Raw genomic sequence first — 17819 nt, forward strand, 5'->3', positions numbered from 1 at the left:
GCTATGCCGACAGGCACTCACTGAGAGCAAACACTTAAGTTTTTTCCAAACCGTCAATCAATGGCTTTACCTTAAGCGCCGTACACTAAAATCTTCAATCATTTGATTCTCAAGGAGCCACGTACGGACCGAATCAGTTAGCAGGCCTAATCCTGCACCAGTTTCGCTACCGACCGCAATCAAAAACGCCTGAACTTCTGGATCGTCAGCCTGGGGTAGGCTCGCTAAATCCTCGCGGATTTCGGCCCACAATTCCTTCAATTTAGAGAAAGCTAGTGCGTCGCCTGGCGTGTCCTTGGCGATCTTCTGTGCTTCTTTAGAGTTACGTTCGAGCTTTAGAACGGTGTCCGAGAACGATGTGTTGCGATGCTGCTTAAGGAGTTTGCTGTCCAATTTAGGGGACATCTCTGTAACGAATTCCATCCAACTGCTGTTGATTAGTTGAATGGCTTTTTCCGTATAAGTTTGCAGAGATTTTTTCAAATTCGTAAATGTGCGACCGGATGTGATCGCAGACGGATCGTCTTTAAGCTTTTGCCGAATTTCCGTTAGGTGCATTCGTGGTTTGGAATCATCTATTAATTGCAACTCCTTCAAGATTCCGGCATCCAGCAAGACGACTGCACTTGCCGAAACGCCGACCAAAGACTCGCTAGTCTCCCGCAATTCGCTGGACCGATTTCTGATGTTTTCGGCCACATCATTTGCTTTTTCAGCATTGGCAAGTTTAGCCAGCTTTTCATTTGCTTGTTTACAATGTTCAAGCAAGTTCATAGGTTGGCCCCTCTGGATTTCAACAGGGAACTATCGAAAGTGTCCAGTCGTTTTTCAAAATCTTGGACAGCAGACGTAATAATATCGTCGCCTAGTACTCTTAGCTTTCCGTCTGATTTGCCAATCACGTCCGCTGCGTAGGCACCAATCTGGATGGTAAAGTCTATCAACAGTCCCAGGGTTGACTCATCGAATTGTGCCAAGGCCGACAATAGCGCCCCTCCGTCGGCCTCGGCCTGAATCTTGGTTACATGTTCCAAGCAGGTTTTTATGGCAGCATCGCGGAACGATTCTACTAACCTTGACAGGTCAGCACTCGAACCCACTGATGGCCTAAACCCGTACTGCTTCCCCGTTTCGATCAGTCGTTGAGCTTCATCAATCAGCGCTGATTTATCCGGGGTTGTGCCGATCTGGGCTTCAACTTTCTTCCATTCGTCAAGTATCTGTTTCCGGCGATTGGACGCGGCTTTATCCAAGTCTTTAGAGATTGCTTTTACGTGAGAGGCGATTTCAGGAATCTCTTTGTCAGCGCTTTTGTCCAGTCGTTGATCGACTTTCCACTCGGACTTGAGCGATTTAATGTTTTCCAAAATGCTTGCCGCGTCGACAGCAAAGACTTTTTCACCAGATCCCTGACGAGCACACACGCGAACCATCAGTTCCGTTCTTAACCTCTCGCGATGTTCCTGCGATTCCCGTCGCAGCATTTCCCACGGCGAATTCCCCGATTCAAACGCCGTTTTCCCCCTGGCAAACACAGCGTCAACTAGCGAAGCATCTTCTTGCGCGTGCGAATTCTCGATATTAAGTATCCGTGATCCCAGTAATAGTGTTTGCGTCAAAACTGGACTGGGATCTCCCTTGACATTCCGATAATTATTGCGAAGCCACGTCGTCAGTCGTGGACGTGCATGCTCAATAAAGTTCGCAAGCCTCGAAAAATCTTCATCCGCCTCTTCGTAATTCCACCCTTTGTGGAAACGGTGACGCACGACCGCACGCAGTAAGCTGACAACAGGCAGGTCGTTTACTTCGAACTCTTGGTCGGTCGCCACAATAATAGAAGCGTTTTCGGCATCGCAATTAGAAGCACCACGCGACCTGGGTAGATATACCCATTCCTGCGCTGACTTCGGAATATCTTCGGATAGAAGTTCTGCGTCCCAATCAACTGCAGATGAGACCAAGTCTAGAATTTCACTTCGAAGACTATTGGCTTCTTTTTGCGTGAGGTCCTGGCCTCCCGCCCACTTTCCAAACAGATCAAACCACTTTTGTATTTCTTCCGGTATCCAAGGTACTTTCGCAGGTTCGGGCGACGCCGGTTGAGTTGGAGTTGGCGCATGAACGTCTCCACCAGGCCCGTTTGCTGTCGTGATCGGTTTGACCGAGGGAGGCGGTGATGGAAACGAACCATTGCTCAATTCAGGTAATTGGAAAGCCTGGAAAATTCCTTCTGGAGCACTCATTCCTTCCAGTCGATCCGGATTGTCTCCCCAAAACCTAACGATCGCGTAGAGACGCTTCTGTGTTACGGCATCACGCTGTAACTCATTAATTTGGCTTCGCAATTTGGGATCAATTTCGTCAACGCCATATCCTAATAATGGTGCTGCGGGCGGAAAAGAACCACTCAGGTATTCGTTTCGGTGATCTTTCAAAACCGGGATCAGCATGTCTTTGATGATCGTTCTTGGCTTGAACATCAAATTTCCGTCACTATCCCGCATTTTTGAATCTGCAATTTGCCGAATTGCATCAATATTAAACGGGAAAAGCGATCTCTCGTGTTCACATGTGCCGAACGCCTCCAGTTGTGTTGACTCGTCGCTGGCTAATGAAACTTCATCTTTGAAATTCGGAACCCATGACTGGTCGATCGCATCTTCTGGAAGGTGTTCGCTAAGCCGCGCAGCACCAAACCTTGCTGCATTCAAGTACGCTCCTGTAAAACTACACATCCTTGCTATCGTCTGCGACTCGTCTTCATTTGAGCTTTCAAGGATGTGCCAAGCATGTTGGGCTCGGGTCTCAACTGTGTCAAAGTCTTTAAGGTATCCTTCGGTAACCGCCAGAGCAGTGCGGAGTGTGCAGATTTGTTGTTCACCATCTCTAATACCCTCCTTGACCATTGCATCCAGCAACGCTCCCTGTATTCCTGCCAGCACCGCGAAATCCTCTACCAACAGCACCAATTCGCGATCTTCATTCAACAACTCGCGCCGAATCTCATAGAAGATATCTGACAACGAATTGTCACTTGGAGATGCAAGAGGCGCGATCGCTTCGTCGACGATCGCATTGAGCAATTCAATTGCGTCGGCCTGTGCCCGGCCATCCGAACGACAAAGAGTTCTAAGATACTTTTGAGCATTCTCGCCCGCTTTAGCAATGTCAGTTTGCAAGATGCCTGGAATCTCAAAGTCAGCGGGCTCAAACCGGTTCCGTGGCAATTCGTCGGATTCAGAATCCTCGGTTAGTCTACGTGACAATTCCGTAACGATCCCACGACGATCCTTTGTACTGATGAACAATTTTCTCGTCTCTGGATCTTGCAATATGGAAGGCAACTTTCGATCATCACCAACTGCGATCCATCGTTCATCTTCGGAATCAGGTTTTTCTCCGTTTTCTTTTGCTTTAGCTTTACGCTTCTTGGCATCGTCGACACGCGTGCGAACTGAAATCACCAAATGCGAAAAGACAAGTTCTTCAGACTGAATCCCCGTCAATTTCTCACGTGCAGAATCCAGTTCTTTTCGAATCTGCTTGTATTGCACGCCGTCAAGCCCTTCCAAGATTCGTCTTAAAACGCTTTTTAGACTAGAACTTTTCGGGATGCGGATCACGTGGCGTTTTTCGAGGTCTTTCCTTTGCCGTAACTGGACATCCAACCAACGAACGATGTGTGATTTCCCAATTCCAGACGCACCAACGATTGGAATTAGAAGAGTTCCCGATGGAATGTCGTTGCTCAGCAGTGCCGTTAATAGATCGTGTTCTGTAGCTGGAGATTTGCTGTGGTTCTTCAGATGCCTTCTTTCCAACCGCATTGGCTGGTGGATCGCCAAGAACACTTCATCACGAGGGTTCTCGGCCTCCGGTTTGATACACTCGAGAACGTTTCTTTCGGTTGGCCAAAAATCGGAAAGGCTCATTTCTTACCTCCCTTCCAAATAATGTGGGAAACGTTTCGGAGCGGGCGATTGTTCCTACCTAACAAGGTTCGCTTGATAGCATCGGCTCGATTCTCCAATTGAATTTCCTCTCTCTCGTGAAGTCGGCTGAGCGCTCGCGAGAGTGATGTTGATATTTCGCTGGATTTGGGCTCTTTCCAACTTGCCCTGTCGATTTTCTCTTCGACTTGTGATCGATACACACCACCGTCAATGACAGGAAGCACGTCCGCGAGAGTGCGGAAGAATTGTTCTTGAGCAAGTTCCTTGCTTTTGCCGAATACTTCGGCGAGTGATTCAGAGACAGCCGTTGTGGGATCAATTACAAAGGTGTTTTTGTTTGGATAACGACCAATCCAACCAAACCCGAGAAAAGATGCCCATGCTTTGAAACCCGCCCAGCGGGTATCGTTGGTAAAGGCGCTAAACTCTCGAAGTTGCTGCACTTCGATTTCCTCAACCGCTTTGTGACCTACGACTTCAACATCGAATACATTTTGAGCCAACATCCAACTAGCCGCGCGACAGAAGTCAGAACTTCCGTTGTCTTCCGCTTCCCAAAAACGCTGGTTGTTCTCTACTGCAAGCACGCGTTGCCGACATGCTAATGCTAGATGACCATGTTCAAACGTTTTTTTAATTTCTGAGGATAAACTACGGTCAATTGAAATTTTGCCTTCTTTGTCGTTTAAAAGGCCCAATTGAATCCAGTTGTTCAGTGTCTGCTTCGCACGCTCTTGAGAGTCGACAGCTGACACCGGGGCGCAAACCTTGATCAATTTACCACGGTCCATGCTGCCGTGCTGAGCAAGGCACCGGGCAAAAACTACCAGGATGTTAAAGAGTCCGTCGCTTGGACGGTTTAGTATGCTCATTGACTCAATCTCGCCTCTAGGTCGTTGAACCTGATAAAGTTCGCACGCTCAAATATTGTGGAGTTCGCCCGTTCGCGGTCAGGTGTATCCTCCCAAGCAAACAAAAAATGTAGTGGACGGTTTAAGTTGATTGTCTCAATCGAAATCGACTCCGGCTCGTCTGGCAAATGAAGCGTAATCGCCGGGATGCGCGGAGCCGACTCTTCAAAGCGGTCGTCGCTTCCTGTCCGGTGGACAACGAATTGGTTTTGACTGCTTCTGTAAAGCTCCCTAATCTCCGTTAGTTCTGCATAGGGGGAACAGGCGGCGACCTCCTGCACTCCCCATTGGACTAGGCGAATCAAAATTGGTTTTAACTTTTGCATGAATTTCCGCAGGTCACGTCGAGATGCAACCTTTGGACAAGAAACAAGAACCAACTCGTTTATCTCCGGTAGCGCTTTACGCAATTCGTGACTAACAGCAATGCCTAGATTCATTATCGCGTCGGGGTGGGGAAGGCGAAAACTGGATTTGGATTCATCTGGCTCGCTACGGCAACCCGGACATCCACCGCAAACAAGAACAGGTTCAACGAAAAAACCATTACTATCGAGTCGATAGGCCGAAGCCAAAACCTCGCTTATCTTTCGGCGACCGCGAAGAACATCGTGAACCAAATCGAAGTTTTGATTGGCAGTCCGCAACATCTGCTGCCGTACTGGTTCGACTTTCTGTATCCATGTTGCCAATTCACGATGATCGTCGTCCTCTATTCTGACGAAACTCGACATCGAATACTCTTCCCAAGATTCCTGGCGACGACGCTCAAATTGCTCATTTGTTTCTTCCGGGTTTTTCGCTACTTCCGGAGGTTCATGTGATTCAATACGAATAATGCCAGCACGGTTAAGTAAAACCAGCGTTCGCAAATTCCAGCGATTATTTTCATCCGAGTCGCCGGCCACGCCACTTGTCTGTTGGCGAAGGTCAACTTGCAATCGACCGGGATGTCCCGCTATTGAGCGACCATTGTCAACCATTGCCTCCCATCGCGGCAATCCTTTTTCAAGCGTGATAATTCGATTGCGAGCCAAACCACTGGCTGTACCGAGGTCCGTATTCGTGTGAACCAAAAATGAAACACAGGCATTTCCATCACGTCCTCCGCGGCCTACCTCTTGGTAGTACCGGTCAACCGTTTCCGGGATGCAAGCATGAATAATTGTGCGAACATCCTGCTTGTCCATCCCTAGCCCAAACGCAGAAGTCGCCACAACTGCGTCCAGACTTCCATCACGCCATTGCTCGATAGCCGTTTCTCGAATCTCCGCTGAGGAACTGCCGTGCACACACCCGATACGCTTTAATCCCATGCGACGAAGTTCTTGAAACCAATTCTCCGCATCGTCTTGCTTGGTCACGTAGAGAAGAAATGGACGCGGTACGACTCGTACTAGCTCCGCAATTCGTCGTTTACGCTCATTTTCGTTCGGAGCACTGCTGATCCAATACTCGGGCTCTGGGCGCAGGGTGACTGCTGAAACGTGGTCGATTTCGACTTCCGCGAATAATTTCCGCAGCATGTCGACGCTGTCTTGGGAAAGGGTCGCCGATAGTAACAGCGTTTTGAATTGATCATCCTCTGGGCACTGAGAAAGCAACTCGCGTCTTAGACCGCTAATTGATTGAAATTGAGGACGAAACTCCGCACCCCACTGGGCAACCAAATGGGCTTCATCAACGACGAAGTACTTCAGGCAGCCTCGTTCAGCTGCTTCGTACAGCGGACGAGCAAGTGAAGTCATCAGGCTTTCAGGTGAAGCGATCAGAACACGCTGAGTTCCGTTCTTTAAGTTTTGGCGGATCAGCTTTCGGTCTGCTTCATCAAGACCACTGTGCCAAGCCAGCCTCTGAGGCAGTTTCGCGACAGCTTTCTTAGGGTAGCCGTTTTTCAGTTGCCGTTCTTGATCTATCGCTAGCGCGATAGTGGGCGTCACCATTACCGTTAGCGCGTCAACTTGCGGATGTTGCAAGGCTGGAGCCCAAGCGACCAGACTTTTACCAGTACCGGTCGGGAGATTCACTACCAGAGTGCCGCCGGGTTTCATTAAGAATGCGGAATGAATGGCTTGTCGCTGACCCGGTGAGGAGTAGTTTTCGAATTCTAGCTCGAGCCCGTCGGTTAGTGCTGGATCAAGCGGGTACTTAACAGATCGCGGCCAAGTCTTCCTTCGTTCCTCTTCTCGGAAAGCGCCTCGCAGGGGCGGATGTTCGGTACTGTCTTGCAGCCAATCGGTGGACCAATCTTTACTTACTGACAGTTGCAGAACTTTTCCAAGCGGAACCGCATCAACATGCGATTGCTGCCACAGTGCCTTATCAGGCCAACCAGTCGTTGTGGGCACTCGCAACATCGGTATGCTCTGGTTGACACTGCGGTAACGGCACAGCACATGACGAATCAGCCCAGCAATATCGCCGGAGGACGCGTAGAGCGGATCTGTTTGAAGGCATTTCAAAAAGCGAAACAATCGACGAATACTGTTGTCTTTCAAGTCGATGCCGTCAGGAATGAATCTTTCGGGCCATTCCGCCAACACTGATTGAAGTTCACTGAAGCCATTCATTCGTCATCCTCTCTCGGTCGCTCATCCGCGAAGGGATTCACGTTGGAAAGGAAAATGCCGCCAGCAGAGTCAACGCGAATACTTGGAGATTCAATCGAGCGTATCAAAGCCTCATGAAATGCCTTCTCAAAACTCATTTCTGACACCAACACTTCACGTTCCCGCGTGCTCCTAACGATTCGGCTCTGGAATTGATCCCGTCTCAATGCGAACATTCGTTGTGCTCGCGAAACAGTTTCCTTAATCTTTTGCGGCAACTTAGTTTGTTCAAGGAGACCGGCCTTGGCTCGCTCGCCTGCTGCATAGCACAACTCCCGCCAAACATTGCTGTCGCAGTAAGGTTCAACTGTTTTCCAACGGTCGAAGTTCAGGTTGAAATCTTGCGGCCCTGGTTGCCCGGGCCCCTTACTCGAATAGGGTTGAAGCAAGGTTTTTAGTAAACCGGTGTCCGTAATTCGATTTAGGTCTGAATCAAGCAACATGCGAAAGGCAATTGGCGGAAAGAGGTCATCTGCTCGCCTCCGCAATGCAGTAATAGAAGCTGATGGCCAACGCTCCTTCAGGTCGCGAAACACAGCCTCATCAGCTTCGATCAAGAAATAAATTTGAAAGAAGATCGTCGCTGGTTCATCAAGCACTAGCTCAGGGCAGTAACGCCACATCGCGAAACAAACGCCTCGGTCGTCAAGTCGGATTTGATGCGTAATTGCGTCCACGAATGGGTGACCAATCCTTGCAAGCGGAACTTCTCGTGCCTGAGCCTCTTGTCGATCAAACGTCATTAGGTGAGTTTGCGAAATCACAGGTTCTCTAGGACGAACGTCGGTGTCCAGTGATTTGCGAAAAAAGTGATCCCACTCGTGGTATGGCATCAATGAAGTGCGATCTTTCTTCCAAGGTTTAAAGTCATCTCGGACACACATCTCGTATTTAACAACTTGATCGTGCCGCCCCTTTTCACCAGACTTGCGGAAATGCAATCGCTTAACCATCCAGCCATCTATTGCCTCACACAATGCCGAAGCTTTCACATCGAGTTGAGCTAAGGCATTAAATGCTTCCAAGTCGCACTTTGCAGAGAAACCATCCGAGTCGAGTTCGTCTTGAGCCAGCACTATACGCCGCTCTCTTTTTACCAAACCGTCGTCACCACCTAGACGATCTGTCGCTTCTTCAAAAGCTTCATGGCCCGCATCGATAAACTCATCCCAGACCCGTGCCAGTTGGTCCTCTACCAAATACTGCAAACTGGCGATCGACTGGTCGAAAACACCCAGTCCGCGATCAAGTAGATGGTTCCATTGGATTTCAATTAGTGATGATGCGAGGACTAAGTTGTAACACTTGATGGCCTTACCTGTTCCAAAACGATCGAGTCTCCCTATCCGCTGCTCGATTCGATTGGGCGAAAGAGGGAGATCAAAATTCACGATGCAAGCCGAACGCTTTTGCAGGTTCAACCCTTCCTCAGCAGTCGCATCACAAAGCAATACACTGCTTGCACTGAAAGCCAATGCCTGAGTCCATCCAGAGTTCTCACGGCTATGCCTCCAGATTCGACCGGGAAGAGAAACTCTGAGAAAATCAAAGATATCATCTGCCGTCTCGGCATCGTTTGCGAAAACGACGATCGACATCTTAGATCGGGATACAGTTTCCAGTTGCTGTATCAACTCAAGCAAGACTCGGTGCTTATCCGCCAGATTACAGCGTCTCGCGTGGTTCGCCAGCGCAATAAGGGTTTCTGGTTCCGTCGAGAACATCGGAAAGCAGTCTGATTGGTCATTGTCCGCTCTCAAACGAAAATCGACTAACCGTGCAACAGACTTCGGATTGCTTACGACCGCCTGCATCAGTTCTTTGGCGAAGTTAGCGCCAGACTCGCGGAATTCGGGATTGTCGAAAACGTGCGCTGCTAAACCAATCCGCCATTCATGAAAAAGGGATTCGAGTTTCTCCTGCTGGGCCGATTGCCACTCGCATACTTCACACCCTTGACGCCCCGGAATCAAGCCTTGTGTCGTTGTACCACGTCGATTTCGGATCATTCGACGATGCAAACGCCATGCCTCGCTGACGTGCAGTCGCAACGAGCGAATCAGCTCAGAACGTCGCGGATGCTCCTCCTCAACGTCTTCGTCGATCAAAGCAAGCAACTCTTGACAAAGCGCAGAGAAACGCCTGTCTTTGATAAAGAATGCATCAAGACTTTCCAGCGATTGCTTTAGAAAGTAGTTCGACTCATCTTCTTGCAGCGAAAGAAGGACTTCGGCAACCTTCTGTCGATTTTCCACTCTTTCTTTGAACGCAGTGAATTCATCTAGTGGGTATAGGACCGGATCAATCAGGTGCAACATCGCCAAAAAAGCACGCTCGTTGTTGAGCACTGGCGTTGCCGATAAAAGCAGAACTCGCTTTTGCATATCTGCTGTGAATGCGGCTACCGTGTTGTAGCGAGAACGTTCGCTAGGATCTAAGGATACAGCCCAAGCAGCGAGGTGGTGCGCTTCATCAATCACCACCATTCCAGCGACTGGGCCTAGCTGTAAAATCGCTTCGATGTCGTCGCGCGAAACAACGTGAATGGATTCGCCAAGTTGGTCACTAAGATCAAACCGAAGTTTAAGTTCGAGTTTCCATTGCGTAATCAACACCGATGGGACGATCAGTAGCACTTTATGTTCTGTTGGCTCATCCAGTACATACTGACGGATGAGAATTCCCGTTTCGATAGTCTTCCCAAGACCGACTTCGTCCGCCAGCAAGTACCTCTGAAAAGGATCACATAGAACTTTTCTGGCAACAGAGAATTGATGTTCGACCAAGTCGATTGACGACGAAAGTAGGCTCGGCATCCCAAGGCTAAGCCTGCGTTGGGAGTAGATGTTTTGGATGAAACTTGTTCGGCCTTCATGCCAAAACGGTGTTTCGTTTAGCTGGTACGCCAGTAATTCGATTGGATCAGCGATTGGCATTGCCCAACGCGTGAACAGCGTTGATTCTTTCAGTAGCTCTCTGTGTCCATTCGGAAAACAAACCAAGTACTTTCGCGTATCTTTTTGGAAGTCGAGAACGCGTCCAACGCTCCATCGGAAGGTTGTGGGATCCCGATAAAATACTCGGGTCTCGTTGCTTAGTTGGATCGGCCTCACAGAGTCAACGCAGACCTCAACAATTTTTACAGCCTCGGGAGCTGGCGAATCGAAGTACTGAATTGAAACGGTATCAATATCGACATCGACTACTGTACCAATTCCAAGCATGTTTCTACTGGTAATGGCAAACTGCCCAATGGAAAGAATCATATCAGAGAAACGCAGGCATGGTGGCGATGACGGAACGAGCACACTGTTGAGATACGCAGCAATTAATCATAACGGTATTTTTCGCAGTGGCAGTACGGATCGCCCCGCTACCGAGCGATCCTTCTTCGCGAATCGATGCGGTGCCGTCCAAGAATTCGGTTCGCCATTGGTTCCGTGCTTTTTCAAAATGTGCCGCACGAAACTTGATCTGGCCGAATGCCAAAATTCCGTTTCGTTGTTTTGAATAGTTAAGTGTTCCGTAGGTTCCGCGAATTGAAATAGACATCGAACGTGAAAGTCGCCGCTCGAAAGCATCCGCGATTGATCGTTCGAAAGCCTTACAAGATATAGCTGGTCGTCTCTCTGGTAATGCAAGACACGACCGACCTCGATTTCGCCAGTTTCCGGATTGAAATAGCATGCACGAGTTTCCGCATGCAACACCTTGCGGGACAGGCTGCGCGTGGCAACTTGCATACGAATAGGTTCGTCATCTAACGGCGAGCGAAAGTATTCGACTGTTGCCGTTTCTTCGTCTATCTCCGCCGCCTTGCCGATACCTAACCCGTTCTCCGATGACTCAACAAAAGGATTATTCGTTTTTCCCTTTTGCAATGCTCCTGCTCCCAATTCTCGTTGCTAGTCCTGCATTTCAGGGGAGTGTAAAATAAACATATTTACATGCGTCGCCACCCCCTCGGAAGGATTGTATCAAAAGTGAAAGTGTCATTGCTAGTCACAACGCCAAATTCCTGCAGGGCAGCCGATGGTGCGAACAAGACCTGGGCAATTTGACACGGTTGCTGTAGCTATGACGTGTGGATGTCATTCGAAAACTGCCTGAAAACGCTTGCCATCGGGCAACTCATACTCCTGCTTAAATTGACTATTTCGCTCCCGAGCGTCCACGAAGCTACCCGATAACCCCAACAAACTCTCCCACTACGCGAATCGATTCCGCGTCCTCCTCGGTGATCGGGATTGGTTGACAACTGGGGTCCGGATTTAAGGGCTGTGGTTCGATTGTTTGGTGGCTCCAACCATCTTCGTGAGCTTGCGTAGTGGAGTGATATCGCTTTATCGTATAGCGCCCGCCGTCTTCGGGATCGAGATGCGTATTGACCTGTACAAGCAGGAGTCGGCCCCCCTCGAGTGCCTGCAGGACAAGGTTGAAACAGGCACCAAGAACCGGAGAAAATTAAGGGTTCCATCGAGTGACCAGTGACCTGGGCCGCGAACATTCCTTTCCGCAGGCGATAATTGGGGGCAGGTATCCATCCGATCGCAGACGGGCTTCCTTCGATACCCCAGTCCCCAACTGCGACAAAAAGGTCGTAGACGGGGACATGTGCAGAATACTCTTCTTGTGTCGTGACAATGTCCACGATTTCCACAGCATCCGTTCCGTCGGCCAGCATCGCAACTGCGCCCAAGGATATCTTATTAGCTAATTGTGGTTTCACCTGCCATTCTCCATTCTGCGTCTCGAATTGCACCTTGCAGTTCGAGCCGGGCAAACCGGCATTCGGTCCGAACCACTCTTGGAGAAGCTTGCCGAGTTGATTGGCGGTCTCTCCTAGAGGCTTCGCCACAGTGCAGGCTACCTTCACAAACTTGAATTCCCAAAGTTCGCCGCCTGGGAGTCGCACTGGAGTAACGCCAATGGGCCGACCAGACACCTTCGCTTTGTCAGGAATAGAGAGTTTCCGTCGGCCATTTTCATAGGAGACTCTAGCTACAAACGTGACTTCGCCCGACTCGAACTCAACCAGTCGCCGACTCTTCGCATGCGACGCTAGTCGCCAGTCGACGATCTCCTCTGCCATGAATTCCAGGGCCGGCTGGAAACGATCGGGGACGTCGAAAGCCAGCTTGAAGCGATCGCCTGCCTGCGTGAACCATGTTTGGCCACCTTGGACAGCGAGCCAGCGATCGATCGGCCATTTGATCCACCACTTCGCCCAGGCATTGTCGTCAACGTTGTCGTGATCGATCGCATGGCAGTCGCTTTCAAGATCGCGGCGGAGGACCTGGTGGCTTTGGAGGCACTGCCGGCAACTCCTGGAGAATTCTATCGGTGGAATCTGGCAGGCAGAAACGAGGGAGACCGCCGGCAGGTCGTTCAACGAGATCTTGGAGAAATATCGAGCGAAGCATCCCGCGGCGTGCGTGTGCCTTCAGAAAGATCGCGACGTCTTACTGGCGTTCTACGACTTCCCGGCCGAGCGCTGAGGCCACTTGCGACCCACCCAATCGAATCGACGTTCGCCACGATTCGACTACGCCATCGCCGCGAAAAAAGCAACGGAACCAGGCGAGCGAGCCTGACGATGATGTTTAAGCTATCTCAATCTGGAATGCCCCCATTTTCTGGTCCACTCGTTATGAGAGTTCGGGCTGGGTAAAAGGTATCGCAGTGGACTGCTGGAGTGCAGGCGCAGCCGGAACGGAAGCAGGCCACTGCGACGCGAAATCTGCGGGGGTTTGGCCGCCCAGACTGCTGTGAGGGCGGCGGTGGTTGTAGGTTTGTCGCCAGGCAGCGATGACAGTGCGAGCTTCGGCCAACGTGGTGAACAGTTCACAAGCCAGGCATTCGTCGCGGAGACGACTGTGGAATCTCTCGACGTAACCGTTCTGCCAAGGACTGCCTGGTTCGATGTACGACATGCCGACATCGATCTTCTCCAAGAACTTCTGCACGCGACGACTGATGAACTCCGGTCCATTGTCCGAGCGAATAAACTCGGGCACGCCGCGGATCGCGAACAAGTCGGCAAGCAGTTCCACCAAGTGATCGCCGGTAAATTTGCGATTCACTTCTAAAGCAATGCATTCTCGCGTGAATTCATCGACCAGCGAAAGGATCTTCAGCGGACGACCGTTCTCGGTGCGATCGAAGATGAAATCGATTGACCAGACATGGTTCGGCCGCTCGGCCTGACGGCGAGTGATACCGCCATCCACCGTTCCAAGTCGTCGCTTTTTCGCTTGTTTTACAGGCACTTTCAGCCCTTCTCGACGCCACAGACGATAGACGCGTTTGAAGTTCACCTGCCAACCTTCCTGCCGCAAAAGCCGCGTGATCATGCGATAACCGTAGCGAGGAAATTCGCCCGACCAAGCGTCGTTCTTCCGCGTCGTCGCGAGGCTTATAACGGTGCGAACTGCGAGCGACGCCCAGCGTCTGGCAGGCTCGCCGTTCCGATACGTCGCACGATTGGCGAACATGCCGAACCGTCTCGCGCCGCCGAGCCGGGCTCAGAAGTTTCCCTCCGCCGCCTCTCGCAGAATCCGCTTGTCGAGCTCCGCTTCGGCGAGCAACTCTTTCAATCGCTGATTCTCCAGCTTCAGTTCTCGCAGTCGCCGCGCTTCATCCGACTTCATCCCGCCAAACTGCTTCTTCCACCGCATCCAGGTCGCTTCGCTGATCGCCAAAGCCTGAAAAACTTCGGCTGAAGACTTGCCCGCCGCCAACATCGCCTCGCCTTCCTGCAAGGCCTTCACAATCTGCTCGGGACTACGTCGTTTTCGCTTCTTCGTCATCGGAGTCTCCTTGGCCAAAATCGGCCTCTAGACTCTCATAACACATGGACCAGTTTTTGGGGAGCACGCCAAATCCGTCCCGAAGAAATGGAGAAAATTGAACTGCAGCTAAAAGATATACCTCCTCGTGGGAGGACCTTCCTGCCACGACGGAATCCTGCGGGAAAAAGCAGCTCAGTTCAGGAATTCAGAACACGACGTTTGACAATAGATCCGAACTTCGCAGTGAGTGGTGCAAAATTCTAGGCTGGTCGTTATGCCTACATCGTCGCTAGTTAAAAGTCAACGCTGGTCCATTCACTCGGCTTCAGCTCATCAATTCCTATTGCGCGGGCCAATGCCTTGCCTATTTCAGATGGTTCAATTTCAAAACACGCGTCGAAAGAGAACTCGAGAACAACCTCATTTAGAGGCACGTCCCAGCCAGACGTCCGGCCATTTCGCATCATTGTCACTCTTTCAGGCTCGATTGGTAGCAGAACTCGAGAAACTGCTTGAATCAAAGCCAAGGTTGTTTGATCTGTGCCATCACTATCCTCTGAAAAAAGAGGCCAGTAGTCACTTCCTTCATCTCCTTCACTTTCATATTCCTCGATTTTAGCTTGAATGGAATCCGACAAAATCTGCTTTATCTGATGAATTGACTTGGCATGCCGCACCCTGCCCAATAAACGGCTTTCGCTTGATCCTATCCGGTAGCAGAGCAAAGCAGCATCTCGCTGTACTCCCTGTTGGTGCTCAGGAGTCAGTAGTTCGAGGAATTCAGAAAACGCCAACAGGTAACCCTTGTGAGACCACGTATCCATTTTGCTGTCCAATGTAATGGTTGCGGGCAATTAGTTTGTGTTATGAATTCCGACTTAGAATCTTCGAAATGTTTGGTGAAAGGAGATTCACATCGACTAAAAGTGGCCCACGATGGCGAGAAAGCAGAGTAGCAGATTCTTCATCAATATCTTTTAGACCTGTTAGCGAGAGTGTCCCTGAGTGGTTCGACAGCTCATAAGCAGCCCTTGGAGTCAATTCCTGGATGGCATCAAGCGGGAGGTACCAGCCAGTAGACGCTAAGAGCTTGGCGTCATCAGTTGTTATCTCTCTCACTTCAGATAGATCGAAACTTACGGGTTCCCTTACAAAGCTAATGATTGCCAAGCGGCGGTCTTCTGCAGTTAGTACAGCTAGATCCGCTTCGTGGGCTTCAATTTCCAACCGCTTAGCCTCGAAGGCCTCGACTACTTCAGGGAGACACGCACTGGTATCTAGGTAGATATAGTCCCTATGCTGTGCCAAATTACATGCCGCCTCCGCGGAAAAAGCACGGCGATCGCACCATAAATCACGTCCCCAGCAACACTTCCAACAAGTAGGCGTCGTTCCTTCCAGCTTTTAGCCGCTTGTTCTTCACGCCCACCTTCGCCGTTTTGTTGTTCTTCAACAAGCTCAGGCTTGTTCTTCTTAGCAGACTGAAGTTGACGTCGGCGTGGCCTTTGCGGATTCGACTTTGGTCTTCGCCGAACGTTACGTCGAGTTGCCAGTGGAGCGAATTCTCAATGCTCCAGTGCCCTCGGACCGCTTCGGCGAAGCGTTTGCCGGTGAGATATTTGCTCACGATGTAGTAGCGTACTTCACTCGTCTCTTTGCCGTTTTGCTTGACGATATTGATCGTCATTCCGATCGCCTTCAGCTTCGTCCAACGCGAGGCGTACGGAAAATCATCGGCGTCGATTGGACAGAGATAGTAGTAACGCGACTCTTCGCGGCCATGCCCTTTCTCGTGCGTCTCGTGGCGGTGAACTTTCATTTTCGCAAAGTCGATTTCCATCGCAGCGGCGAAGTGATCGCGAATCGCTTGATGCAGATAACGCTGATTCCCTTTAATCGCCAGACAGTAATCACCGCCTGCGTTAACGATCTTGGCGGCGATCTCTTTCTGACAACCCATCGCGTCGATCGTCACCAAACAGCCGGAAACCTCGATGATTTCGAGCAATTTCGGAATCGCCGTGATCTCATTACTCTTCGCGTCAGTCGCGACTTGCCCGAGACTCACATGATTGGCGGTCGCCCAGGCGCTGACCATATGAATCGCGGCCTTGCTGCTGGCGGCGTCAAAGCTGCGCCGCAAAGTTTTGCCGTCGATCGCGATAATCTGCCCATCGGTAATCTCTTGCAACGAAGTGATCCAGCTAAGCAAACACTTCTCAAATTCAGCCGGCTTCAAAGCGCCGAGAATCGCGTTGAAGCGATCATGCGAAGGAACGCCGGTGCTCATGTCGAGGAACTGCGAAAGCCACTCTTTCTTGTCTTCGGCCCAGTCAGTGATCGCAACGAAATCATCTGCTCCACCTAGCACCGCACAGAGCGACATCGTGACGATGTTGACTAGCGGATAAGTTACCTTGCGAGTCCGCGGATCCGTCAGATCGGCGAAGTGTTCTTGAATCGAAGCGCGCGATGAAGACGACATGCTGAACAACTCTCGGCAAGACAAACGCTTGGCCGCGATCAAGCAATCACGAAACCGCCAAGACGCACTTGCCGGATTGTCGCAGGTTGCCCATCATGGCGCAATCGCCGTGGCGGAAAAAGCGAGACCATCGGAAGCATGTATGGCAAGATCACCGGTATGCTGCTTAAGAAGACGAGCCCCTTCGTCTGACAGTTCCGATATCATAAGGCTAAGCTCACCGACTCGATTTGCTAATGCCTCAATCACTGCATCAGAAAGATTACCACAAGCCAGTGTCAACTCGCCATCGAAATGCGATTGTAGGTGCAGAGCGGCTTCGAGCGAAAGTTCAGGAAACGATAAGAATAAGTTTCCCCGGTGTTTTGATAGGCCTGCAGCAACCTCGGGGTTAAGCTCTGCCTCAGAAGTCACCTCGATGACAAGTTCTCCGCAGTGCTTACCAAGCCACGATGCGCTTGTTGCGGATAGCTTTGTAAGGCCCGCAAACCGGAGTTCACCGACATGTCGACTTGCATACTTTGCGGCGGAGTCGGAAATCTCTTTAAGTGCTCCGAAGCTAAGCTCGCCACAATGCCGAGAAAGCGATTTTATCGAATTATCCGTTGCAAATGACAATGAACCCAGACATAACCCTCCGATGTGCTTGCTTAAATGACCGGCGGCCTCATCCGAAAGTCTCGTGATCTCAAGTGAAAGGGAACCGTCTTTCTTTCGAAGTAGCTTCGCTGCATCAGCGTTGATTTCGGAATACTCATCCAGGTCCACTGAGTCGTGATCTGCCAGGAATTGTCGGACGATTTCCTTTGTTAAAACGAGCGGGTCAGTCATGCAAAGCCTTGATTTAAGATTGCTGTAGATTGCACCGAAGGACTAACTGGAATTTGCATTTCAATTGCTTATACATGATGGGATAGCACACACCCTCCGTACAACTAAAACGAGGCTTTTGCCGAGCGGAAATTTATCGAAACGTGATCGCACGGTCAACTACACTCCCCACCGATCGGCGTGGGTAACGCGGTTCATCTGAGATATCGAGCGTGCCGTCGCCTGCTTTTTCGGCG

General features: G+C 50.5%; 10 protein-coding genes and 2 pseudogenes. 1 reads left to right on the plus strand and 11 read right to left on the minus strand.

Annotation, left to right across the window (positions count from 1 at the left end; translation table 11 throughout):
* Positions 1-66: 66 nt before the first annotated feature.
* From DSM3645_RS04340 to DSM3645_RS30150, 6 genes are all read right to left on the minus strand, one after another.
* The gene (locus DSM3645_RS04340) at positions 67-774 is read right to left on the minus strand and encodes a hypothetical protein (protein WP_002650815.1); all 708 of its coding nucleotides are present in this window, start codon (positions 772-774) and stop codon (positions 67-69) included.
* On the minus strand, positions 771-3935 hold the full coding sequence (dpdH, locus tag DSM3645_RS04345) for a protein DpdH (RefSeq protein ID WP_002650816.1): 3165 nt from the start codon (positions 3933-3935) through the stop codon (positions 771-773). Before dpdH ends, DSM3645_RS04340 begins: the two co-directional genes overlap by 4 nt.
* Positions 3932-4828, minus strand: coding sequence for a protein DpdG (dpdG, locus tag DSM3645_RS04350; RefSeq protein ID WP_002650817.1), 897 nt, complete (start codon positions 4826-4828; stop codon positions 3932-3934). The genes dpdH and dpdG overlap by 4 nt, the downstream gene beginning before the upstream one ends.
* The gene (gene dpdF / locus DSM3645_RS04355) at positions 4825-7437 is read right to left on the minus strand and encodes a protein DpdF (protein WP_002650818.1); all 2613 of its coding nucleotides are present in this window, start codon (positions 7435-7437) and stop codon (positions 4825-4827) included. Before dpdF ends, dpdG begins: the two co-directional genes overlap by 4 nt.
* Entirely contained in the window at positions 7434-10742 is a 3309-nt protein-coding gene (gene dpdE / locus DSM3645_RS04360) for a protein DpdE (protein ID WP_002650819.1), read from the minus strand. Before dpdE ends, dpdF begins: the two co-directional genes overlap by 4 nt.
* Positions 10743-10808: 66 nt before the next feature.
* Positions 10809-11357, minus strand: a complete 549-nt coding sequence (locus DSM3645_RS30150; protein WP_131282202.1) for a hypothetical protein — start codon at positions 11355-11357, stop codon at positions 10809-10811.
* 1467 nt (positions 11358-12824) lie between these two features.
* Between DSM3645_RS30150 and DSM3645_RS31900 the strand changes: the two are divergent.
* Positions 12825-13096 (plus strand): annotated as a pseudogene (locus DSM3645_RS31900) (transposase); the annotation flags it as partial.
* A gap of 28 nt (positions 13097-13124) precedes the next feature.
* Here the strand turns inward: DSM3645_RS31900 and DSM3645_RS29940 are convergent.
* The 5 genes and pseudogenes from DSM3645_RS29940 to DSM3645_RS30385 all read right to left on the minus strand — a co-directional run bounded on the left by DSM3645_RS29940 (position 13125) and on the right by DSM3645_RS30385 (position 17583).
* A pseudogene (locus DSM3645_RS29940) lies at positions 13125-14285 on the minus strand (IS3 family transposase).
* A 275-nt stretch (positions 14286-14560) separates the two neighbouring features.
* Positions 14561-15091 (minus strand): hypothetical protein, encoded by a 531-nt coding sequence (locus tag DSM3645_RS04385; protein ID WP_131282205.1) that lies wholly within the window; start codon positions 15089-15091, stop codon positions 14561-14563.
* Positions 15092-15131: 40 nt separating this feature from the next.
* Positions 15132-15494, minus strand: a complete 363-nt coding sequence (locus DSM3645_RS04390) for a hypothetical protein (protein WP_131282208.1) — start codon at positions 15492-15494, stop codon at positions 15132-15134.
* Positions 15495-15621: 127 nt separating this feature from the next.
* Entirely contained in the window at positions 15622-16752 is a 1131-nt protein-coding gene (locus DSM3645_RS04395; RefSeq protein ID WP_002652115.1) for an ISAs1-like element ISBlma8 family transposase, read from the minus strand.
* A 93-nt stretch (positions 16753-16845) separates the two neighbouring features.
* The gene (locus DSM3645_RS30385; RefSeq protein ID WP_002650826.1) at positions 16846-17583 is read right to left on the minus strand and encodes a hypothetical protein; all 738 of its coding nucleotides are present in this window, start codon (positions 17581-17583) and stop codon (positions 16846-16848) included.
* Positions 17584-17819 lie beyond the last annotated feature (236 nt).

The sequence above is a fragment of the Blastopirellula marina DSM 3645 genome, from assembly GCF_000153105.1.
Lineage (GTDB): Bacteria > Planctomycetota > Planctomycetia > Pirellulales > Pirellulaceae > Blastopirellula > Blastopirellula marina.